General features: G+C 63.3%; 18 protein-coding genes and 2 pseudogenes. 10 read left to right on the forward strand and 10 right to left on the reverse strand.

Translation table 11 applies throughout. The annotated features are described in order from the left end of the window. Positions 1–396 precede the first annotated feature (396 nt). From AB3X95_RS24805 to AB3X95_RS24825, 5 genes are all read left to right on the forward strand, one after another. Positions 397–2,637, forward strand: coding sequence for a TonB-dependent receptor (locus tag AB3X95_RS24805; protein ID WP_368622798.1), 2,241 nt, complete (start codon positions 397–399; stop codon positions 2,635–2,637). Between the two features lie 79 nt (positions 2,638–2,716). Further along, positions 2,717–3,400 carry a Fe2+-dependent dioxygenase gene (locus tag AB3X95_RS24810; RefSeq protein WP_368622799.1) on the forward strand — a complete coding sequence of 228 codons (684 nt, stop codon included), beginning with the start codon at positions 2,717–2,719 and terminating at the stop codon, positions 3,398–3,400. Continuing rightward, positions 3,397–4,119, forward strand: a complete 723-nt coding sequence (locus AB3X95_RS24815) for a PepSY-associated TM helix domain-containing protein (protein WP_368622800.1) — start codon at positions 3,397–3,399, stop codon at positions 4,117–4,119. The genes AB3X95_RS24810 and AB3X95_RS24815 overlap by 4 nt, the downstream gene beginning before the upstream one ends. A 110-nt stretch (positions 4,120–4,229) precedes the next feature. Further along, positions 4,230–4,919: a nitroreductase gene (locus tag AB3X95_RS24820; protein WP_176120933.1), complete on the forward strand. Its 690-nt coding sequence runs from the start codon at positions 4,230–4,232 to the stop codon at positions 4,917–4,919. A gap of 36 nt (positions 4,920–4,955) precedes the next feature. Then, positions 4,956–5,270, forward strand: a complete 315-nt coding sequence (locus AB3X95_RS24825; RefSeq protein WP_368622801.1) for a high-potential iron-sulfur protein — start codon at positions 4,956–4,958, stop codon at positions 5,268–5,270. A 26-nt stretch (positions 5,271–5,296) separates the two neighbouring features. Here AB3X95_RS24825 and AB3X95_RS24830 read toward each other — a convergent pair whose 3' ends face one another. After that, complete coding sequence (locus tag AB3X95_RS24830) at positions 5,297–5,647, reverse strand: DOPA 4,5-dioxygenase family protein (protein ID WP_176120934.1); 351 nt, start codon at positions 5,645–5,647, stop codon at positions 5,297–5,299. A 48-nt stretch (positions 5,648–5,695) separates the two neighbouring features. After that, complete coding sequence (locus AB3X95_RS24835; protein WP_368622802.1) at positions 5,696–6,181, reverse strand: N-acetyltransferase family protein; 486 nt, start codon at positions 6,179–6,181, stop codon at positions 5,696–5,698. A 347-nt stretch (positions 6,182–6,528) separates the two neighbouring features. Between AB3X95_RS24835 and AB3X95_RS24840 the strand changes: the two genes are divergently transcribed. From AB3X95_RS24840 to AB3X95_RS24860, 5 genes and pseudogenes are all read left to right on the forward strand, one after another. Continuing rightward, positions 6,529–6,801: a DUF1488 domain-containing protein gene (locus AB3X95_RS24840; RefSeq protein ID WP_176107001.1), complete on the forward strand. Its 273-nt coding sequence runs from the start codon at positions 6,529–6,531 to the stop codon at positions 6,799–6,801. A gap of 726 nt (positions 6,802–7,527) precedes the next feature. Continuing rightward, positions 7,528–8,001 (forward strand): hypothetical protein, encoded by a 474-nt coding sequence (locus AB3X95_RS24845; RefSeq protein WP_368622803.1) that lies wholly within the window; start codon positions 7,528–7,530, stop codon positions 7,999–8,001. A gap of 316 nt (positions 8,002–8,317) precedes the next feature. Continuing rightward, entirely contained in the window at positions 8,318–8,671 is a 354-nt protein-coding gene (locus AB3X95_RS24850; RefSeq protein ID WP_176106999.1) for a YciI family protein, read from the forward strand. A 178-nt stretch (positions 8,672–8,849) separates the two neighbouring features. Then, a pseudogene (locus tag AB3X95_RS24855) lies at positions 8,850–9,264 on the forward strand (YciI family protein). Between the two features lie 16 nt (positions 9,265–9,280). After that, on the forward strand, positions 9,281–10,555 hold the full coding sequence (locus AB3X95_RS24860) for an RNA polymerase sigma factor (protein ID WP_368622804.1): 1,275 nt from the start codon (positions 9,281–9,283) through the stop codon (positions 10,553–10,555). 25 nt (positions 10,556–10,580) lie between these two features. Here the strand turns inward: AB3X95_RS24860 and AB3X95_RS24865 are convergent. The 8 genes and pseudogenes from AB3X95_RS24865 to AB3X95_RS24900 form a co-directional block, all read right to left on the reverse strand. Then, positions 10,581–10,703, reverse strand: a pseudogene (locus AB3X95_RS24865) (LysE family translocator); the annotation flags it as partial. A gap of 17 nt (positions 10,704–10,720) precedes the next feature. Continuing rightward, on the reverse strand, positions 10,721–11,308 hold the full coding sequence (locus AB3X95_RS24870; protein WP_176106995.1) for a DUF4337 domain-containing protein: 588 nt from the start codon (positions 11,306–11,308) through the stop codon (positions 10,721–10,723). Between the two features lie 100 nt (positions 11,309–11,408). Beyond that, the gene (locus tag AB3X95_RS24875; RefSeq protein WP_368622805.1) at positions 11,409–12,377 is read right to left on the reverse strand and encodes a zinc-binding alcohol dehydrogenase family protein; all 969 of its coding nucleotides are present in this window, start codon (positions 12,375–12,377) and stop codon (positions 11,409–11,411) included. 95 nt (positions 12,378–12,472) lie between these two features. Next, complete coding sequence (locus tag AB3X95_RS24880; protein WP_368622806.1) at positions 12,473–15,541, reverse strand: efflux RND transporter permease subunit; 3,069 nt, start codon at positions 15,539–15,541, stop codon at positions 12,473–12,475. 16 nt (positions 15,542–15,557) lie between these two features. Beyond that, positions 15,558–16,709, reverse strand: coding sequence for an efflux RND transporter periplasmic adaptor subunit (locus AB3X95_RS24885; RefSeq protein WP_176120939.1), 1,152 nt, complete (start codon positions 16,707–16,709; stop codon positions 15,558–15,560). A 54-nt stretch (positions 16,710–16,763) separates the two neighbouring features. Then, complete coding sequence (locus AB3X95_RS24890; RefSeq protein WP_368595695.1) at positions 16,764–18,281, reverse strand: efflux transporter outer membrane subunit; 1,518 nt, start codon at positions 18,279–18,281, stop codon at positions 16,764–16,766. Between the two features lie 469 nt (positions 18,282–18,750). After that, positions 18,751–19,188 carry a transcriptional regulator gene (locus AB3X95_RS24895; protein ID WP_368622807.1) on the reverse strand — a complete coding sequence of 146 codons (438 nt, stop codon included), beginning with the start codon at positions 19,186–19,188 and terminating at the stop codon, positions 18,751–18,753. Further along, positions 19,175–21,343, reverse strand: a complete 2,169-nt coding sequence (locus AB3X95_RS24900; protein WP_176120942.1) for a GNAT family N-acetyltransferase — start codon at positions 21,341–21,343, stop codon at positions 19,175–19,177. The genes AB3X95_RS24895 and AB3X95_RS24900 overlap by 14 nt, the downstream gene beginning before the upstream one ends. Positions 21,344–21,494 lie beyond the last annotated feature (151 nt).

Raw genomic sequence — 21,494 nt, forward strand, 5'->3', positions numbered from 1 at the left:
GGACTCGCGATTCGATGTGCGCGACCGCCGCGATAGGATGTTATTTAAATGAAAGAAATTGCGTAAGGCTGACTTGGCTCTCGAGCGCGCCACTCCTAATCCCTTTGCAACCAATGAATTACAAATAGTAATGAATCTACGTAAGTAGAGCCCTTATGTTTACGTATTGCTTTCGAAAGTAAAAAAACAGAAACAAATGCATTACGCGAAGTAATGCACGCCGCGATTGATGCCTTCTTGCACGTATGAAATGATAGCGATTCTCATTTAAACCAGCCAGCCATCCCGTCATCTCCATCTCACACAACGGAGAGCGGCAGCCAGCCATTTGCGCTTCTCTCATGAATTCGACGTCATTGATGCGAATTCGACAAGCGCATTTCTGACGGGATTTCCATGCTCAATCACACGCCGCTCGCGACAGCGCTAGCGCTCGCTTTTGCCATTCCTTATGCGACACCTGCGCTTGCGCAAAGCGCACCGCAAAGCGCGTCGCAACCGGCCGCCTCCAGCGCGCCGCAGAACGCACAAACCAACGCACAGAACAACGCACAAACCAACGCACAGAACAACGCACCTGCCGCCGCGCAGACACTGCCGACCATCGGCGTGCAGGCTCAGACCGTTCAGCAGGACTTTCAGGCCGAGCGCGCGACCGTCGGTGCGAAGACCCCGACCGCGCTGCGCGACATTCCGCAGACCGTCACCGTGATCAATCGCGACCTGCTCGCTTCGCAGGGCGCGACGTCGTTTACGGACGCGCTGCGCAACGCACCCGGCGTGACCATCGGCGCGGCCGAGGGCGGCCAGATCGGCAACAACATCAACCTGCGCGGCTTCACCGCGCAGAACGACATCTATCTGGACGGCTTTCGCGACCGCAACCAGTACTACCGCGATACGTTCGACCTCGAAGCGCTAGAGGTGCTGTATGGTCCGTCGTCGATGCTGTTCGGCCGCGGCTCGACGGGCGGCGTGATCAACCAGGTCAGCAAGAAGGCGAACCTGACGGACTCGGCGGAAGTCTCCGGCATGATCGGCACCAACGACCGCTACCGCTCCACCGTCGACGTGAACCACAAGCTCACCGACACCTCGGCGATCCGCCTGAACGCGTTCGGCCAGAGCCTTGGCTCGACGCGCGACGTGATGAAGAACAAGGATTTCGGCGTCGCGCCGGAGCTGCGCTTCGGTATCGGCACGCCGACCGAGATCACGCTGTCGGCGCTGATCCAGCGCAACAACGACATGCCCGACTACGGCATCCAGGCGCTGAACGGCCGCCCGTCGCCGGTGCCGAAAAACACGTTCTACGGTTTGACCAGCGACCGCACGATCCAGAACGTGCAGATCTTCACCGGGGCGATCAAGCACAAGTTCTCCGACGACCTGACGCTGACGAACCAGACGCAGATCTCGCACTCGATGACCGACGCGCGCGAAACCGCGCCGCAAGCGGTGCTGACCGGACCGCTGTCGTCGAGCACTGCGCTGAGCAACGGCAACTTCACGACGCTGCCGCCGTCGGCCCTGTTCATCAAGCTGCAGAGCCATGACCGCGTGATCCAGAATCACGCGATCTACAACGACACGATGGTCGAATACAAATTCGACACCGGGCCGGTCAGGCACGACGTGATTGCCGGTGTCGAAGTGGGCCACGACAGCTATACGAACCAGGCATACACGCGCAACAACCTGCCGATCGTGCCGATGCTCAATCCGCCGATCATCGGCACGCCGTCGAACGTGACGACGACGGTCGGCAACTACGCCGCTTCGAGCGCGAACGAAATCGCCGCCTACCTGAACGACACGATCACGCTGACGCCGCACTGGAAGCTGATTGGCGGTGTGCGTTGGGATCGCTTCTCGGCCGAGATCCACAACACCGTCAGCGCGCCGGCTTTCGCGAGCCAGACCAACTACTTCACGAGCGTGCGCACGGGCCTCATCTATCAGCCGACCGACTGGCAGTCGTACTACGTGTCGTACGGCACGTCGTTCAACCCGTCGCTCGAAAACCTGACGGTCACGAACCTCACGCAGAATCTCGCACCGGAATCGACGAAGTCGTATGAAGTCGGCGGCAAGTGGGATCTGCTCGGCGGCAACATCTCGCTGACCTCGGCATTGTTCCGCGAGGAGAAGGACAACGCGCGCACCCAGGTCTCGCCGACCGAATACGAGCTGGCCGGCGACATTCGCGTCGACGGCTTCCAGGCGAGCGTGACCGGGCACATCACCGACAAGTGGCAGATTTTCGGCGGCTACACGTACATGGACGCGAAGATCCTGAAAGCGGCCGACGGCACGCAGGGCCACACGCCGGCGAACACGCCGCGCAACACGCTGACGTTCTGGACCACGTACGCGATCACGCCGCACTGGGAAATCGGTGGCGGTCCGATCTATATGTCGTCGCGTTATGCATCGAATACGAACTTCGTGAAGGTGCCGGGCTACACGCGTTGGGACGCGACCGCGGCCTATCACGCGAAGAAGTACGACGTGCGCCTGAACCTGCTGAACCTGACCAACAAGTACTACTACGACGCGTTGATTCCGTCGGACGGCGGCCGTTCGGTGCCGGGCATCGGCCGTACGTTGCTCGCGACGTTCGATTACCGCTTCTGATGGCCGCTTTTGCGACGCACTGAGCGCATCCGTTAGGCTTGCCGCTTTGCAAACGGCAAGCCGACTCGAAGGACACACTATGCTGCTGCATATTCCGAAGGTACTGGACGCCGGGCAATTGCGCTTCGTGCGCGAGCGGCTCGATCGAGCCGGCGACGCGTGGGTCGATGGCCGCGCGACCGCGGGCTATCAGGGCGCGCCGGTCAAGCGCAATCAGCAGATCGCCGAGCACTCTGCGATCGCGCGCGAACTCGGCGACGTGATTGTCGCGGCGATCGAGCGCAATCCGCTGTTCATCAGCGCAGTGCTGCCGAACCAGGTGTATCCGCCGCTGTTCAACCGCTACGAGGGCGGCATGCAGTTCGGCAGCCACGTCGACGGCGCGGTGCGCGTGCTGCCGAACGGCGTGAAGCTGCGCACCGACGTGTCGGTGACGCTGTTTCTCAGCGCGCCCGACGAATACGACGGCGGCGAACTCGTGATCGAAGACACCTACGGCGTGCAGCAGGTAAAGCTGCCGGCCGGCGACATGATCGTTTATCCGGCAACGACTCTGCATCAGGTGACGCCCGTCACGCGCGGCGCGCGCGTGGCGAGCTTCTTCTGGGTGCAGAGTCTCGTGCGCAGCGACACGCATCGCGCGCTGCTGTTCGACATGGACACCGCGATTCAACGGCTCAATGCCACCCATGCCGACGAGGCTGCGCGACGCAGCCTCGTCGGTTGTTATCACAATCTGCTGCGTACCTGGAGTGAAACGTGAGCGAATCGGACACCCTCGACATGCAACCGCCGGCGGCCGGCCAACATGGCGCGCACGAACCGCGTCGGCTCGATAGCGATGAACTGAAGGCGCGCCAGCAACGCTCGCGTCGCGCGACTTTCATCAAGTGGCTGCGCAACGTGCATGGCTGGGTTGGATTGTGGGGCGCGGCTCTCGGTCTGCTGTTCGGCACGACGGGCTTCTTCCTGAACCATCGCGGCGGTCCGCTGCGCGTGTCGACCGGCGAGCCGCAGGTCTCGGTGATGCAGGTGCCGCTGCCGCATCCGGCACCGGAAACCCCGCGCGAACTCGCGAAGTGGCTCAAGCAGGAGTTGAAGATCGCCGGCAATCCGGGGCGTGTGCAGAAAGAACCCGGGCATCCGGTGGCGTGGGGCGATCGCAGCGTCGTGCAGCCCGAGCACTGGCAGCTGAATTTCGCGTCGCCGAAAGAAAATACCTCGGCCGAATACTGGGTGGGCAATAACACCGTGACGGTCAAGCGCAGCGCGAACACCTTTCTCGCGATGCTGACGAACATGCATAAGGGCGTGGGCTTGAGCATCGGCTGGGTGCTGCTGATCGATACGCTCGCGGGCAGTCTGATCCTGCTGTCGCTGACGGGCGTGCTGTTGTGGACCGAGTTGAACAAGCGCAAGACGGTGGGGCTCGTGCTCGTGGCGGGTTCGATTGCGGCGGCGGTGGCGTTGGGGACGATGTAAGGGCGCAGCGCAACGCCCTGGACGAAGCCTGCGCGCTGGCGGGCAGGCTTGGAGCGGTACGCGCTAGAATCGTCGCTGACCTACTTCGCTGGCTCTGCCGCCATTCGCCGATGACCTCTCCCGCGAACCCCGTCGACATCGCGCTGACCACGCGACGCGCGGTGCGCGCCTTTCTGCCGACGCCGGTGCAGCGCGCCGACATCGAAGCCATTCTCGAAGCCGCCAGCTACGCGCCGTCCGGCACCAACACGCAGCCGTGGAAGGTGTACGTGCTGACGGGCGAATCGCTCGCGCGTCTGTCGCGCGATCTGCTCGCGGCCTACGACGATCCGCAGCGCGACCAGCTGTACCAGGAGGAGTACGCGTACTACCCGCGCCAATGGCAGTCGCCGTACATCGACCGGCGCCGCAAGATCGGCTGGGATATGTATGGCCTGCTCGGCATCGAGAAGGGCGACAAGGCGCGCATGCACGAACAGCACTCGCGCAACTTCCGTTTCTTCGACGCACCCGTCGGCCTGCTGTTCACGATCGATCGCAGCCTCGAGCGCGGCAGCTGGCTCGACTACGGCATGTTCCTGCAGGCGATCATGACGGCCGCGCGCGGACGCGGCCTCGACACCTGTCCGCAGGCCGCGTTCATGCAGTTTCATCGGCTGATTGCCGAACATCTCGGCTTGCCCGAGAACGAGCAGTTCCTGTGCGGCATGTCGCTCGGCTTCGCCGACCCCAACGCGCTGGTCAATACGCTGCGCCCCGAGCGCGAGCCGGTCGAGCGCTTCACGCGCTTTCTCGATTGACCGCAGACCTCAGTCCCCACCCAGAGGCAAACGAAAATGAAAACATCGCGCCGCCATTTCCTGCTGGTCAGCGCGGGCGTCGGCTCGTCGCTCGCGCTGTCTCGCGTCGCGTTCGCCGCGACCGTTCCCAATGCGCTCAGCGAGAGCGATCCGCAGGCGCAGAATGTCGGCTACACCGAAGATGCGTCGAAGGTCGACAAGGCCAAATTCCCGAACTTCGCGGCCGGGCAATCGTGCGCGAACTGCTCGCTGTTCCAGGGCAAGGCGTCGGATGCGTACGGCGGCTGCACGCTGTTCGGCGCCAAGCAGGTCGCGTCGCGCGGCTGGTGCAGCGCGTACACGAATATGTAAGCACGCCGGCGCATCGTTCGCGGCTGCTACAGCAGCGCCTTTAACACGAGCTCGTGCGAGTGCCCGATCCACACGGCGGCGTCGCGATGATCGCGCAGCGCGTCGCCGGTATTCGGATGCAGAAAGACATCGAGTGCGCCGTGATTGAGCGTGAGCCAGCTGACCACGTCGGCGAACTGCTGGTGCGAGAACGCGAGCTGATACGACCACATCGGATGCGGGCCGACCGGCCGTTCGTGGAAGCGCCCGATCTGCAGTTTGTCGCCCCAATGCGCGTCGATCTGCTCGCGAAACGCCCACGCGGCGTCGCGGCTCGCCGCGTCGAAATAAATGTGCGCGTGCCAGCTTTGTATTGCTGAAGCATCGCGAAAGTTCATATCAGAGTTCATTGCCAGGCCCGTTTCGTATCAGTCTTTATCCGACATTCATTCTGCTTCGTTTTCCGCCGGCGCGCGCGCCGCAACGCGCATGTGAAACTGTGTCTGATCCTCGCCGACGATCGCGAAGCCAAGACGATCGTACAGCCGTTTGGCGGGATTGCCCTTGAGCACCTGCAAGCTGACCGGCAGCGCTTCGGCCGCGGCGGCGCGCAGGATCGTGCGCAGCACCTGCTCGCCGATACCGCGGCCTTGTAGCGCCGGCGCGATCTGCAACTGCGCGACGAACCATTCGTCGTCGTTGCGATGCACCTTCAACAGGCCCGCGGGCGCGCCGTCGATGCAGATCACCTGCGCGGCGTCGTAGCGATGCCGCAGGCGCGCGCGATGGGCGTCTTCGTCGGTCGGCTCGCCGGCGCGCGCCAGGTGTTCGGTCATCGTCGCCTTGCGCAGTTCGAGCAGGAAGGGTTCGTCGTCGGGTTGCGCGGGGCGCAAGGTCAACCCGGATCGTTGGTCGGGCAGTTGGGCGGACATGTCGGCAAGGCTGTAGCGCGCGATGGCGCACGCGATGATCGTGCGAAGCGCGAGTAAGAATTGTCGTCGATTGTCGCGTCCGCTGCGCTTTTTTTACCACGCGGCTATGTTGCGGTCTTCCCACTTTGCGATGCGGTCATCGTTGCCGGTGCCCGTGAGTGCCTGTGTCGCTATCGGCGTTGGGTGGCATGCGCTTTGCTCCAACGTCTGGCTCCATCGGGGCCGCACTATCCGCACCACCGTACGAACAGACAAAACGGGCCTCGCGATGCGGCGAGCGTCAGATGATTTTCCGGGGACGTTCGCGTCATACGGCGAGCGTCGTAATCAACGTTGCGAGGTGTGCTATGGCGATGATCGAGGCGGTACCCAGCGTCTCGGCAGATGGACGGGCGGTGATTTTCCAGCTTTCGTCGCGGGGACGAGACCTTGAATGCGCGGTCACGCGCGAGGCGCTCGAACAGCACTTCTGGCTGCAACGCGGCGCGGGTGAGGCGCGCATTCTGAAGACGTTCGCGGATGGGCGCCAACGCATTACCGCGATCGCCGAACGAAAAATGCTCGCGCGTCCCGGTGAAAAGGTCTTGCTGACGATCGACGATTTCTCTACACGCGGTTGACGTGTGTGGCGCGGCGGGCCGAAAAGCCCGCTGTTACATCGATTCGCCAAATTAAGCCGCCAAAGTCCCTCGCTTCGCGCAATTGCATTCGCGGGTGCGCGCCTACACTCTTTTCCATGGAGCGACAAATCACCGAACTCCATCGATGCGACTTCCCCTCGTGTCGGATTTGAACCGTACCGTTGATGAAGTAGTCTGCAGTTCGCAGTTCGCAGTTCGCAGTTCGCAGTTCGCAGTTCGCAGTTGATGCAATACGAAGCGCGCAATGCTTCGAACACGCGCGCGAAGCAAAAGGGGTAGCGGCCAGCAGTAGGAAATAACGAGGACCGGCCCACATGCAGTGGTATTTGGAAGTGAATTGAATCGACGGTTTGAAACTTGCTGTCGAGCGGTAGAAATTGCCGTTGCAGTGCACGTAAGCAATAGCTTTGCAGGTTAGGTGGTTATAGGTTTGCAGGCACTCCACGCGCCTGCTCGACTGTTCCATCCTGTCAGCCCTGTTCCCTCGCGGAACAGGGCTTTTTTTCGTCGCAACGAAACGCGCTGCTTTTTTCCGGCGGCTTCGAACCGATATGGGGACAGTGTGTTCTTCGATACATTCGAAGAACCGGCGCGTCGCAGAGCGTGAACTGTCGGGCGCGAAATGCGTCGGACGTTCGAGCGCGGCGTTTGCCGCCGTCGCGTGCCGAAGTCCGGGCGCGCTGCCGAAAGAAGGAGGTTGAATCGATGTCCAGCAAATCGCGAGTTCGCAAGCCCGGCCGCACGGCCATGTCCCCCTTGTTGCGTTCCCTCACGCAGAGCCGCACCGCGCACGCGCCGGTCACTCAGACCATGCTGTTGCAGGCCTACGCCGCGCTCGATGCCTTTCGCCGCGGCCACGGCGCACGCATGCTGCACACGACGCTGAGCCGGCATCTGCTGGCGTCGCAGGAACTGACGCGCGCCGGACTGGGCGCCGACGCGCTCGCGGACATCGAAAGCGCGCATGCGGTGATGGTGCGGCTCGACATGCGCGAGCGCAAGACCGGCCGCTGGTCGCTCGAAGACGACGACTACGCACGTCTGTGCACGGCGCTCGCGATCTTCGACGGACAGCTGTCGGCCGCGTCGCTGAGCGAGCTGGCGAGCGCGGAAGCGAAAATGATCGAAGGTCTGATGCGCTCCGCGCGGCTGAGAGCGCTGGCGGAAGCGCCAGTTTGAGCGTCCCGCAACATGCAAAACGCCCCACATAGGGGCGCTTTTCACATTCGGCGCGGACGTAAATTGATTCCGGAGAATACTTGAATGCGGCATCGACGTGTCGCGCGCGGCCGGCTGATGCGCGCCGCGTGGCTCGTTACGAGTGTCCGTAGAAGTGCCGCCGGGCGCGTTTGCCGCTGAGATTCCCGCTTGCTAGACTGGCTGCGCCTGACTGCCACCTATCTGCCTGCCTACCTGCTATGCCGCCGAGGCCGGGCGTCGCTGACGTCGTTGCGATGCCGACCCGCGCATACAACCGAGCCCTGTCGGAGACTCCATGTCCTACATGCTGCTGATCGTCGAACCCACGGACCAACGCGAGGAGCGCGGCGAAGCCGCCGGTCGCGACCTCTATGACCAGATGGTGCGGTTCTCCGAGAACCTGAAAGCGCGCGGCAAGCTGCTCGCGGTCGAATCGCTGACTTCGCAGAAGGACGCCGTGCGCGTGCAGGTCCGCAATGGCCAGTCGAAGCTCGTCGACGGGCCGTTCGCCGAGGCGAAGGAGATGATCGGCGGCTTCTTTCTGCTGAACTGCGACAGCCGCGAAGAGGCGGTGGCGATCGCGCAAACCTGTCCGGCGGCGGCGTGGTGCACGGTCGAGGTCCGCAAGCTCGGCCCGTGCTTCATCTAGCCACGGGTGGCTCTCGCGTCATCCGCTTCGTGTTTTCCCTGGGATGCCGGGACCGCCGCGGGTGTCGATCTGACCTTGCATCGCGCGTCGTGTGAGTAAGGGGCTAGCCTGAGTGGCCTCTTCAAGCGATTCACGCGAATCCACTCACCACGAACCACTAACAACAAGGAGCAACGACATGCGATTCATGATCATCGTAAAAGCCACGACCGCGAGCGAAGCCGGCGAGATGCCTGAACCGTCGCTGATCGCCGCGATGGGCGCCTACCACGAAGAACTCTCGAAGGCCGGTGTCCTGCTCGACGCAACCGGCCTGCAGCCGAGCTCGAAAGGCTGGCGCGTGCGCTATAGCGGCGGCAAACGGAGTGTCGTGGACGGACCGTTCGCGGAGACCAAGGAGCTGATTGCCGGCTACACGTTGATCCAGGTGCGCTCGCGCGACGAGGCGATGGAATGGGCGCGGCGTTTCCCGGCGCCTTTCGGTGAGCACGCCGATGGCGAAATCGAAGTGCGGCAGCTGTTCGAACTCGACGACTTCGAGCCGGGGCCCGGAAGTCGAGCGCTTCCGCAAGCTCGAAGAAGATCACCGCTGAGGTGAAGGCTGACGCCGTGACGATACAGGCCACCCATCGTGCGATCGACGCTGTCTGGCGGATCGAATCCGCGAAGGTCATCGCTCACGTCGCGCGGATCGTGCGCGACGTGGGGCTCGCCGAGGAACTCGCGCAGGACGCGCTGGTGGCCGCGCTCGAGCATTGGCCGGAGGCGGGCGTGCCCGAGAACCCCGGAGCCTGGCTGATGACGGCCGCGAAAAACCGTGCGCTCGATCGCCTGCGCCAGGAAGCGCTGCATGCGCGTAAGCGCGAGGAACTCGGCCACGATCTCGACGCGATCGAGGCGCACGTGGTGCCCGATTTCGTCGATGCGCTCGATGCCGCGCGCGCCGACGACATCGGCGACGATTTGCTGCGGCTCATCTTCACCGCGTGCCATCCGGTGTTGTCGACCGATGCACGCGTCGCGCTGACGCTGCGCCTGCTCGGCGGCCTCACCACCGACGAAATCGCGCGCGCGTTTCTCGTGCCGGAGCCGACCATCGCGCAGCGGATCGTGCGCGCGAAGCGCACCCTGTCGGCGGCGCGCGTGCCGTTCGAGGTGCCGCAGGCGGACGCGCGCGCGGCGCGGCTCGCGTCGGTGCTGCAGGTGATCTACCTGATTTTCAACGAAGGGTATTCGGCCACTGCCGGCGACGACTGGATGCGCCCGGCGCTATGCGAGGAGGCGCTCCGGCTCGGGCGCGTGTTGAGCGGACTCGTCGCCGACGAAAGCGAGGTCCACGGTCTGGTTGCGCTAATGGAGATCCAGGCGTCGCGCACGCATGCGCGCACCGATGCGCAGGGGCGGCCGGTGCTGTTGCTCGATCAGGATCGCAGCCGCTGGGACCCGCTGCTGATTCGCCGCGGCCTCGCGGCGTTGGACAGCGCGCATGCGCTCGGCGGCGCAAGCGGGCCGTATGCGTTGCAGGCGGCGCTCGCCGCGTGTCATGCGCGGGCACGCCGCGCCGAGGACACTGACTGGGCGCAGATCGTCGCGCTCTACGATGCTTTGGCGCAGGTCGCGCCATCGCCGGTCGTGGAGTTGAATCGCGCGGTCGCGGTGGGGATGGCGTTCGGGCCGGCGGCCGGACTCGAGATCGTCGATGCGCTCGCCGCTGGTTCAGCGCTCGAGAATTATCACTGGCTGCCGAGCGTGCGCGGCGATCTGCTGGTCAAGCTCGGACGCATCGACGAAGCGCGCGGGGAGTTCGAGCGCGCCGCGGCGATGACGCGCAATACGCGCGAGCGCGAGCTGTTGCTGGAGCGTGCGCGCGGGCTTGCGCATTGAGTTTTGGGCACCTCCGAGTGCCGCCTCAAAGAATCAACTGCCGCACTCCCAACGCGACGATCAACCCGCCGCACACGCGATCGACCCACATCTTGCCGCGCCGATACGCCGACGCGATTCGCGCATGCGACAACGCCAGCGCGACGAACAACCGATACACCTCGCTCATAGCCCGAAAAACGCCGCGCCCGCGGTCAGGACGCCTGCTCCCGCGACGAGGTACGACACATTGCGCAGCCAGTTCTTGCGCGTGAGCAGCGTGATGGCGCACAGCGCAATCGCGACCTGAATCAGCAGCGTCGCCTGAGCCCAGCGATGATGGCCGTGCAGCAGCGTTTCGCTGCGCGTGTCGGCGGCGACGACCTGTTTTTCGATCGCTTCGGCGTTCGCGCGGATCGGCTCCTTCTGCTGCTTGTATTTCTCGACGTCGGCGACGAATTTCGCGTGCGCGTCGGTATTGGGCGCCGACAGCGCCGCGCCGAGTTCGGCGAGGTTCTCCTTCTCTCCCTTCGCCTGGTAGTAGCTCCACTGGTTCGACGCTTCGGTCTTCTTGATCGCGGCTTCATTCTTGAAGAACAGCGCGAGGTTTTCGGCGTTGCCGCTCTGGTACGCGCACAGCGCGCCGATCGTCGCGAGGATCGCGGTCATCACGGCCATCCGGCTCGCGAACGGATCGGCGTCGTGATGCCCGGCGTGGCCGGCGTGTTCGACGGCGTGGTCGTGCGGACCGTGCACTTCATATTCATCAGACATCAGATTCTCCGAGGCAATGCTTTTGTCGTTCTCGCCGGGCGGCGCGGGCGCCCGGCGGCCTCAATCTTAGCGGGTTGCAAAGACCTGTGTCGAAGGTTGGTTATTGCATAAGAATTACGACGCGCCCGCGCGTGCTGGCGGCGACCGCCTCGTAGGCTTCGCGCGCGCGGGCGAGCGGAAATTCCTGTGCGATCGCCGGGCCGCTCAGCTTGCCGCTGTCGAAGCCCTCGACGAGCGACGTCATCAGCGGCGCCGATTGCGCGACGCCGAGCTTCGCGCTGTCGACACCGAGCAATTGCGTCTCGTTGTGATAGAAATCGATCAGATCGAACTCGACCCGGCGCTTGCCGGTCGCGCTGATTTCGAGCACGCGGCCGCGCCGCTTCGCGAGACTCAGCGCGGTCTCGAACGCGACACCGCCTACCGTGTCGTAGACGACTTCCGCGCCTGCGCCGCCGGTCAGCTCGCGCACACGTTCGGCTGCGTGTTCGTCGAACGGCACGTAGGCGTCGATCAGGCGGCCCGCGGGCGTGGCCGGATCGAGCGGCCGGCGGTCGACGGCGATCACGCGCGCGCCGCGTGCCTTCGCGATCTGCGCGACCGCGCCGCCGACACCGCCGCCCGCGCCAAGCACCGCGACGGTCTCGCCGGCCTGCAAGCTTGCGTATTCGACGGTGCCGAGCCACGCGACCACGAAGTTCACGCCGATTGCCGCCGCCTCGACATGGCTCAACGCAACGGGCTTGCGTGACAGCGCCGCGACCGGAATGCGGAGGTACTCGGCATGCGTGCCGTCGCGCGTGAGGCCGATGTCGCCGCCGGTGCCCCACACTTCGGCGTCACGCCACGCGGCCGGGCCATCCACCACCACGCCGCTGAAGTCGCGTCCCGGTATGCGCGGCAGCACCGTATGTTCGAAACGGCCGGCCACGTTCTTCACGTCGCTCGGATTGACCGAGGCCGCCATGACCCGCACGACCGCATGCTCCGCGTCGGCCTGTGGCGTCGGCAGATCGACGTATTCGAGCACTTCGGGGTTGCCGAAAGATTTGAACTGGATCGCTTTCATCGTGCGTGGCTCCGGTTGGTCTTGCGCCGCGTTGCGCAGCGAATGCTCCGTAGTCTAGGTGACGAATGCGCAGCGGGTACGCGAACACCCAGGCCCTAACCCGCCTGACCCGCCTCGCCGGCTTTCGGCGCTTGAGCATGCCGCTGATGATCGGCGGCCAGAAACATATACATCGCCGGCACGACGAACAACGTGAACAGCGTGCCGATCGACATCCCCGTGAAAATCACGAGCCCCATCGCGTTGCGGCCCGCCGCGCCCGCGCCCGACGCGATCACGAGCGGCACCACGCCGAGCACCATCGCGGCGGTCGTCATCAGGATCGGACGCAGCCGCACGCCGGCGGCTTCCTCGACCGCTTCGCGCTTGCCGCGGCCCGCGCGCTGCAATTCGTTGGCGAACTGCACGATCAGGATGCCGTGCTTGCTGACGAGTCCCATCAGCGTGACGAGGCCGACCTGCGTGTAGATGTTCAGCGTAGTCAGGCCGATGTTGATGAAGATCAGCGCGCCGAACAGCGCCATCGGTACCGAGATCAGGATCACGATCGGATCGCGGAAGCTCTCGAATTGCGCTGCGAGCGCGAGGAACACGATGATCGTCGCAAGCAGCAGCGTAATGACGAAGCCGCCCGACTCCTGCACGAACTGGCGCGAGGCTCCCGAGTAATCGGCCGAATAGCCGGCCGGCGCGGCCTGCGCGGTCGCCTTGCGCAGAAAATCGAGCACCTGGCCTTGCGACACGCCCGGCACGGTCACGCCGGAGATCGTCGCCGAGTTCAACTGCTGGAAGTGATTGATCGATTCGGGCACGACGCTGTGCTTGATATGCGCGACCGTCGAGGCCGGAATCACGCTGCCGTCCGGCGTGCGCAGATAGTAGTCGAGCACCTGCGACGGATTGAGCCGATCGGTCTGCAGCACCTGCGGAATCACCTTGTACGAACGCCCCGCGATCGAGAAGTAGTTGACGTAGCCGCCGCCCAGCGCCGAACCGAGCGCCTGTCCGACGTCGCTTTGCGACAGCCCGAGCGAGGCCACCTTGTCGCGATCGACGACGAGCACCGCTTCCGGCTTGTCGATTTTCAGGTCGGTATCGACGAAGAAGAACATGCCGCTCTCGCGCGCTTGTTCGAGCACCGCTTGCGACACCTCGTTGAGGTTTTGGAACGGCTCGGTCGTGCTGATTACGAACTGCACCGGCAAGCCCTGCGAGCCCGGCAGCGGCGGAAACTGGAACGCTGCGACGCGTGCGCCCGCGATCTGATTCCACTTCTGCTGCAATTCCTCCTGCAGTACGGTCGCGTTTTTGTCGCGCTGATCCCAGGTCTTGAACAGCACCCCGCCGATGCCCTGGTTGATCGTCGGCGAACCCGTCAGCTGGAACATCTGCGAGTACTCGGGCAGCGATTTCGAGGCGTCGAACACCTGGTCCGCGTAGGTCTGCATCTGCTGGATCGTCGCGTTCGGCGGCCCGATGATCTGCGACAGCACGACGCCCTGATCTTCCTGCGGCGCGAGTTCCGACTTGGAGGTCATGAACAGATACACGGTGCCGCACAGCAGCAGCGCGCCCATCACCACGAACACCGGCCAGGTATCGAGCGTCGCATGCAACAGGCGGCCATAGCCGCGATGCACGCGCTCGAACTGACGGTCGACGAAACGCGCGAAACGCCCCGACTCCTGCTCGGCGCGAAAGAAGCGCGAACACATCATCGGCGACAACGTGAGGGCGATCACGCCCGATACCGTCACCGCGCCCGCGAGCGTGAACGCGAATTCGGTGAAGAGCGCGCCCGTCAGCCCGCCCTGGAAGCCGATCGGCGCGTACACGGCGATCAGCACGACGGTCATCGCGACGATCGGGCCGCCGAGTTCGCGCGCGGCGATCAGCGCCGCGTCGAACGGCGTCTTGCCTTCGTGCTTCATATGCCGATCGACGTTCTCGACGACGATGATCGCGTCGTCCACCACGAGCCCGATCGCGAGCACGAGCGCGAGCAGCGTCAGCAGATTGATCGAATAGCCGAGCGCCTGCATCACGAAGAACGTGCCGATCAGCGACAGCGGCATCGCGATCAACGGCACGATCACCGCGCGGAAACTCCCGAGAAACAGGAAGATCACGATCGTGACGATCACGAGCGCTTCGACGAGCGTCTTGATCACTTCCCTGATCGCGGTGTTCACGAAGTCGGTCGCGTCATACACGATGTCGCCCGTCATACCGGTCGGGAACTGCCTCTGCAGATCGGGGAACACAGTTTTCACCCGCTTGGCCACGTCGAGAATGTTCGCGTCCGGCGCGACCTTGATACCGATGAACACGGAGCGCTTGCCGCTGAACGCGACGTTGAAGTCGTAGCTGTCGGCGCCGAGCACGACGTTCGCGACATCCTGGAGACGCACGATCGAGCCGTTCTTCTGCTTGACGACGAGTTGCTTGAAATCGTCGACGGTATGCAAGTCCGTGCCCGCTTCGAGGTCGACGCTGACCATCTGCCCCTTCGTCGTGCCGAGCGTCGCGAGATAGTTGTTGTTGCCGAGCGCGGTGAACACGTCGCTCGCGCTGACGCCGTGCGCGGCGAGCCGCGCCGAATCCAGCCACGCGCGCATCGCGAACTGCCGGCCGCCGAGCACTTCGGCGGTCTGCACGCCCTGGATCGAGTCGAGCTTCGGCTTGACCACGCGCAACAGGTAGTCGGTGACGTTGTTGCTCGGCAGCACGCTGCTGTAGAAGCCCATGTACATCGCGTCGGTGGTCTGCCCGGTCTGCACCGTCAGCACCGGCTGCTGCGCCTGCGGCGGCAACTGGTTGCGCACCGAGCCGATCTGCGTGTTGATCTCGGTCAGCGCGCGGTTCGCGTCGTAATTCAAACGCAGCGTCGCGACGATCGTCGACACGCCCGTGATGCTCGTCGACGACATGTAGTCGATGCCCTGCGCCTGCGCGATCGCCGCTTCGAGCGGCTGGGTGATGAAGCCGGCGATGGTGTCCGGGTTCGCGCCATAGTAGGCCGTCATGATCGTGACGACCGCGTTCTCGGTCTGCGGATACTGGCTGACCTTCAGCACCGCGAGCGCGCGCAGCCCGAGCACGAGGATCAGCAGGCTCACGACCGAAGCGAGTACCGGCCGGCGGATGAAGATGTCCGTGAACATGATCGGGTGGCCTCGCTTATTGTTCCTGCGGCGTCGGATTCGGACTGTCCGACGGCTGGACGCGGTTATCGATGATCAGCGGCGTGCCATTCTTCAGCTTGAGCTGGCCGCTCGTCACGACCTGCGTGCCGTCGTCGACGCCCTTCAGAATCGCCACCTGGTCGCCGCGCGTCGGGCCCGGCGTCACGAACACCTGCTGCGCGACGGGCAGCGTTTTGCCCTGCGCGTTGGGCTGCGTGCCGGGCTTCACGATGAACACGGTCGCGCCATACGGGTTGTAGGTGATCGCCGTTTGCGGCAGCGTCAGGTGGCGCTCCTCGGCGCCCGAGTCGATCTTCACGTTCGCGTACATGCCGGGCAGCAGCTTGCGCTCGCGATTGTCGACGCTCGCCTCGATCTGCACGTTGCGCGTCGCGCTGTCGACTTTCGGGCTCATCGACTGGATCTTGCCGGTGAAGCTTCGTCCGCTGTACGCGTTGGTATCTACGCTGACGGTCGCGCCGATCGCGAGCTGGCCGAGCTGCTGTTGCGGCACCGAGAAGTCGGCGAAGATTGGATCGATGGCTTGCAGCGTGACGATCGTATCGCCCGGATTCAGGTATTGCCCCGGATTGATCGTCGTGATGCCGAGGCGCCCCGCGAACGGCGCGCGAATCGTCTTCTTGTCGACGAGCGCCTGCTGCTGCGCGACCTGCGCCTTCTTGCCCTTGAGGTCCGCCGCGTCGGCGTCGAGCTGCGCTTTCGCGATCGCCTTGATGTCGTACTGCGCGCGGTCGCGCTCGTAGACCGTCTGCGCGAGGTCGGCCGCGGCCTGTAGCGATTGCAGCAGCGCGACGTCGCTGTCGTCATTGAGTCGCACGAGGATCTGCCCGGCTTTGGCTTCCTGCCCCGACACGAACGCAACCTGGCGCACGAGGCCGGCGACTTCGGTCGTCACGTCGACGCCGCGCACCGCGCGCAGGCTGCCGACCGCCGCGAGCTGCGGCTGCCACGACTGATAGTGGACCACCACCGCCGACACCGTCGCGGGCGGCGTGGTGTTGGCCGCCATGAACTTCGCGAACATGTGCGCGCGGAACAGGTTGAAGCCGACCAGCCCCGCGAGCAGCAGGCCGACGCAGATCAACATGATCACCATGCGCTTCGTCATCGGTTTTCTTTCGGCCATCGTGATGTCCTTGCTCGGCTTGGGGCGAGGGCTGAGGGTTGTGTCAGGGCACGGTCAATGTGGCGTTGCGGCGGCGGGCGCGGCGGCCGACTCGGGCGCCGCGCCGTTCCACCAGCCGCCGCCCAGCGCCTGGAACAGCGCGGCCGTATCGGCGTAACGCGCGGCCTGCGCCTGCGCGAGACTCACCACTGTCTGCTGATACTGGCGTTGCGCGTCGAGCAGCGCGAGGTAGCTCACGCCGCCGACGCGATACTGCCCGCGCGTCAGTTCGAGCGAATCGCTCGCGGCGCGCGACGCGTCGGTCTGCGCCTTGAGGCCGGTCGCATCGTGTTCGAGCGCACGCAGAGTGTCCGCGACGTTCTGGAACGCGAGCAGCACCGTCTCGCGGTATTGCGCGCCGGCCTGCTCATAGGCGGCCTCGGCCGCGCGCTTCTGCGCGCTCAGCTGGCCACCGTGAAAGACCGGTTGCAGCAAGCCCGCGCCGATGCTCCAGATCGTGCTGCCCGCCCTGAGCACTTGCGCCGGCGTCAGCGCCTCGGCGCCGTAGCTCGCGGACAACGTGATCTGCGGATACATCGCCGCGGTCGCGACGCCGACCTGCGCGCTCGCCTGATGCAGCGTGGCGTCGGCGGCGAGGATGTCGGGGCGCTGGCGCACCAGCGACGACGGCAGGCTCACGGGCAGCGTGTCGGGCAGCGAGAACATGTCGAGTGTGAATTCGGGCACGCCTGTGTCGCTCGGCAGTTTGCCGGCGAGCACCGCAAGCTGGTGGCGCGCCTGGTCGAGTTGCTGATAGAGCGGCGGCAGCGTCGCGCGGGTCTGCGCGAGCAGCGTTTCCTGCGCGAGCACGGCCGCGCGGCTCACGCCGCCGAGTGAGAGTTGCTGGTCGAGCACGTTCAACTGCTGCTCTTCTTCGGTGGCGATTCGCTCGGTCGCGTCGATCTGTGCGCGCACCGACGCTTCCTTGACCGCCGCGGTCACGATGTTGGCCGATATCGTCAGATAGGCGGCCTGCAGCTGGAAGCGCTGATAGTCGATTTGCGCATGCAGCGCTTCGAGTTCGCGCCGCGCGCCGCCGAACACGTCGAGCTTGTACGAGACGTTGACCGACGCGTTGTAGAGATTGAATTCTTCGACCAGGCCGGGCTGACCGAACGCGATGCCGTTGATCTTTTCGCGCGTGGCGTTAAGTTGCGCGTCGACGCTCGGCAGCAAGGTGCCCCCCGCCTGCGCGATGTAGTTTTCGCGGGCCTGGCGCAACGCGGCCTGGGCCGCGGTCATGTTCGGACTATTGGCGATGGCCTCGCGGATCAGCGCGTCGAGCGGCTCGCAATGAAACAGCGTCCACCACGCGGCGGGAATGTCCTGCGCCGGTGCGAAACGCTGCGGCAGGCCGGCGGGGCCGGGTGCGGAGGCGGTCTGGTCGGGCAGTGGCGTGGGGGTGAAAGTGTTCGTGGCCGGCGCGGGCGGCGCGTGGTAGTCGGGGCCGACCATGCAGCCGGCCAGCGCGACGCCGCTGCACAGCGCAACGAAGAGGCGCCGCCAGACAATACGCTGACTCACGTCGATCATCGATCTACCTTGTACGCCAGTGGCGGGTGGACCGGACGAAGATGTTCAGGGCACCCGAACGTTCTTGGAGTTGTCTTGCCGACGCTGGAATTTACCATGCTTGGTGTGAACTGCGCTGGGGGTGGGATTCGCTGGCGGGCGAAGGTGGGTACGAGATCACGTAGGAGGGGCGGTGGGGCAGCCAGACCGCGCGCTGCGGCGGAACGACCAACGCCTCGCGACTCAATTGGACCTACATCACGCCGGACACCGCGTACAGCACCCAAGCCCATATGTTCGAGTGACGATTGGAGCGTAGCCCGCGCGGATCGAGCCGGCGAGGTGTTCTAACCGCTCGCCGACGTACCGCTTATCGAGCACGCGCTCGCGTGGTCGCCGGCGAATCGGAATCCCTGTTTGTCGAGGTTTCGGGAGTTGGCGTGAGGATGACCAGATGGATAAGCAGGTGAGAGATGATTCTCTGCTTGTTCTATGCACATTTGCCTTCGATTGCCTGAAGCAGGGGGCTGCCAGGGGCAATCCGGACAAAAAACTGCGGTGGCTGAAAACCGGCGGAGATTTGACGTAACTCTGTTAGCGAAATGGAGCCTGCGAGTCGCTGCGGGTCTTGCAAAGCTAACGCAAACCCCTTGGTTGCGCCATCGAAGTATTGAAAGAATTCTCGTCGCGTAATTCCGCATACACTCGCGAACCGTCGCCATAAGGTCGAAGGCGCAAGCGAATGCGCTGCACTGACCCTTGCATATCCAATAACACGGCCCACCGGAACTTTGACGTAGATCCAGACAACGGTCCCCTCCTTCACGTTCATGGCTCGGCGACGAAGTTCCACATGCTTGGTGCCCGCAAGTATGTTCTCCGCGTGTCTTTCCTCAAGCGAGATGAGCACGTGTTCAGGATGTTCCATCGGCAAATCCTTCCTGGAGGATTTCTTGAAGCTGTGTGTCATCAATTGCACGGGTTGTGAGAAGGTCATTCGGACTGCCGCAGCCGAGTCGGAGAAGGGTCGAACGGGAGACGGGGTGGTCAAAGTACACAATATTGTCAAATGCTGCTACGGTTTTTACGGTTGACCGGCCGATCGCTTCGAGTCCCGCCAAGTCCAAAACTGACGGATCGAGATCCGCATTTTCCATGGCTTCCATAGACTTGAGGTACGCGTGTTGTACGCGTGCGATGGCAACGATTGCACCTTGTCCTCGATCTCTCTCAGATTCGTAAAACAAAATGAGGTTACCACGCTTGAATCGCTTTAGCGTGTTTGCGTTGCTCAAGTAGTGCCGCTCCTTGTAAAGTTTGGCTCGCGCGTGAGGCAGCAGGCTTTTTTGTGGTGAATGCGCTAGAAGGTGTTCAGCGAAGACGCGTCGCACGGGCGTAACGACCGCAGGGCGCCCGGACAGACAAAAGAGCGCTGGCGAAAGCAATGTCTCCAGCGCCATCAACGAGATATGCCCAACGTTTCCGTCAGGCCTCACCAGGCGGATCTGTTGGTCGACGTTGCGATATCTCGGCGGCACGTCGGGAATACGCACTCGGCTAGCGAGAAAGATATCGTCCATGCGCTGCGCCCAATTCGATGCGGTAATGACGCCGCCTAAAGCAAGCTTCGTTAATGACGTTTGATCTTTCAGCCCACCGAAGCCGAGCATCGACGCGATTTCACGTATTTGCGCCTGCTCGGACGGGAAAACGAGCCTGATTTGCGATGTCTTTGCCGCTGAGCCTTGCTCGATCAAATAACCGAGCATGAGGCGCACGACGTCGCTCGCGCCAGGTTGCTTTTCGTCGACAGCCATGTGAGCGACAACGTCGTTCTGGTTCATGGCCTTGGGCCACATCAAATACCCAGTCAAAACGTCTTCCGACCAGACTCCATACCGATAGCATACGCGCCCGTTCGAGTCGACTCCCGCCCACTCCGTGACGACAGCGGCGTTCGGAACACCGAGTTGAGATAGAAGCTTATGGATTTCGCCCTCATCGGCGCGCGTGATTGGTGCGATAACAAGGGGAGCGCTTGCGCCGGTTTCGAAGAACTCTGCTGTGGATTCTCGGCCGTTAAAGTCTTTGAATGCGCGGGGCGATACAACCTGAATGCCGTATTTCTCAAGGAGCTTGGCAGCGGCACCGAGTATTGAATGGTCGTTAGTAATCAGCCCGCTAAGCCTATGGTGAATGGCCGTGGCCAAATGACGTAAGTCGGATACGTCATTACTTCTGAGCGTACCGGCTTGATGCCGTTCCGGAAATACTATCGACGCAAGCTCGGGTGCGAGTACATCCCATTCTTTTTCAATGGGTGGGAAGGCGGGGAAGATGCGCGCGTAGCATTGCATGGGATCCGTCACGCCGACGCTCGCTGTACGAGTGAGTTCTGCCGTGATCTCTGTGCTGAGCGCAAGTCGGCAGGAGCCTGCTCTTTCCATCTTGAAGAGATCCAGAACTTCCTCATTTCTATGCCTGCGTGGGCCGAGATCGAACAGTACGTTCAGATCCAGCAGGAAAAGCGGAATCTCAGGCGTGTAAGTTGAGTTCAGACCAAGTGGATCGTCGGCATTGAAGCCGCTTGACGCGAACAGTTGCGGTGTATCGAGTTCGTGGCTGCGAACAAAGATCGTTCGGTTTTTTGTCTCTCCCCCGCGGGTGACTCTTTGGATATAGAAACCCTGGTTTTCCCAGAATCGGTTTGCCTCGATGAGGTCTTCCGCAACTCTCGCATAGATGGAGATAAAAGCGTGCTCCGTCAAATATCGTTTGAGGTGATTCAGCAGCGAAGCCGCAACTTGGCGCTTTCTGAAAGCCGGTGCAACGAACACTTGCAGCACGCGCCCCTTAGGATGCCTGGCTTCGAACAGCAAATGACCCGCATACGAAGATCCGTCATTATTGCGTTCGACGGCAACAATAAGCTGCTCCTTGTCAGCGAAGTCTTTGAGCATGCCCGACGGAAGAAATCCGAGAGCATGTTTGTCACTATCCGCCGCCTGACTGACAGTTGCGAGGAACGGCTCAACGTCGACATAGCGGTGGAGAATTTGAATGAAACGGTCCTCGGCGATCATTTTTTATCTGGGCCTCCTGGCTGGAGCGCCGCAAGCAACGCTCGCCGATGTCGTGTGTCAACGGACGAGTGACTGTCGCGGTCTGAATGAATTGAATAGTCCTTAGAGGGCAATAGAGGTTCAGCAAGGACTACGCTGAAGATAACATTAA

The organism is Paraburkholderia sp. BR13444 (assembly GCF_040948755.1).
GTDB lineage: Bacteria > Pseudomonadota > Gammaproteobacteria > Burkholderiales > Burkholderiaceae > Paraburkholderia > Paraburkholderia youngii.

Excerpts from the sequence above, each read along its gene's own strand:
- AB3X95_RS24840 (WP_176107001.1), top strand. The coding sequence starts at position 6,529 with ATGGCGATGATCGAGGCGGTACCCAGCGTCTCGGCAGATGGACGGGCG.
- AB3X95_RS24835 (WP_368622802.1), bottom strand. The coding sequence starts at position 6,181 with ATGTCCGCCCAACTGCCCGACCAACGATCCGGGTTGACCTTGCGCCCC.
- AB3X95_RS24880 (WP_368622806.1), bottom strand. The coding sequence starts at position 15,541 with ATGTTCACGGACATCTTCATCCGCCGGCCGGTACTCGCTTCGGTCGTG.
- AB3X95_RS24830 (WP_176120934.1), bottom strand. The coding sequence starts at position 5,647 with ATGAACTTTCGCGATGCTTCAGCAATACAAAGCTGGCACGCGCACATT.
- AB3X95_RS24810 (WP_368622799.1), top strand. The coding sequence starts at position 2,717 with ATGCTGCTGCATATTCCGAAGGTACTGGACGCCGGGCAATTGCGCTTC.
- AB3X95_RS24875 (WP_368622805.1), bottom strand. The coding sequence starts at position 12,377 with ATGAAAGCGATCCAGTTCAAATCTTTCGGCAACCCCGAAGTGCTCGAA.
- AB3X95_RS24850 (WP_176106999.1), top strand. The coding sequence starts at position 8,318 with ATGTCCTACATGCTGCTGATCGTCGAACCCACGGACCAACGCGAGGAG.
- AB3X95_RS24870 (WP_176106995.1), bottom strand. The coding sequence starts at position 11,308 with ATGTCTGATGAATATGAAGTGCACGGTCCGCACGACCACGCCGTCGAA.
- AB3X95_RS24900 (WP_176120942.1), bottom strand. The coding sequence starts at position 21,343 with ATGATCGCCGAGGACCGTTTCATTCAAATTCTCCACCGCTATGTCGAC.
- AB3X95_RS24845 (WP_368622803.1), top strand. The coding sequence starts at position 7,528 with ATGTCCAGCAAATCGCGAGTTCGCAAGCCCGGCCGCACGGCCATGTCC.
- AB3X95_RS24825 (WP_368622801.1), top strand. The coding sequence starts at position 4,956 with ATGAAAACATCGCGCCGCCATTTCCTGCTGGTCAGCGCGGGCGTCGGC.
- AB3X95_RS24895 (WP_368622807.1), bottom strand. The coding sequence starts at position 19,188 with ATGGAACATCCTGAACACGTGCTCATCTCGCTTGAGGAAAGACACGCG.
- AB3X95_RS24820 (WP_176120933.1), top strand. The coding sequence starts at position 4,230 with ATGACCTCTCCCGCGAACCCCGTCGACATCGCGCTGACCACGCGACGC.
- AB3X95_RS24885 (WP_176120939.1), bottom strand. The coding sequence starts at position 16,709 with ATGGCCGAAAGAAAACCGATGACGAAGCGCATGGTGATCATGTTGATC.
- AB3X95_RS24805 (WP_368622798.1), top strand. The coding sequence starts at position 397 with ATGCTCAATCACACGCCGCTCGCGACAGCGCTAGCGCTCGCTTTTGCC.
- AB3X95_RS24890 (WP_368595695.1), bottom strand. The coding sequence starts at position 18,281 with ATGATCGACGTGAGTCAGCGTATTGTCTGGCGGCGCCTCTTCGTTGCG.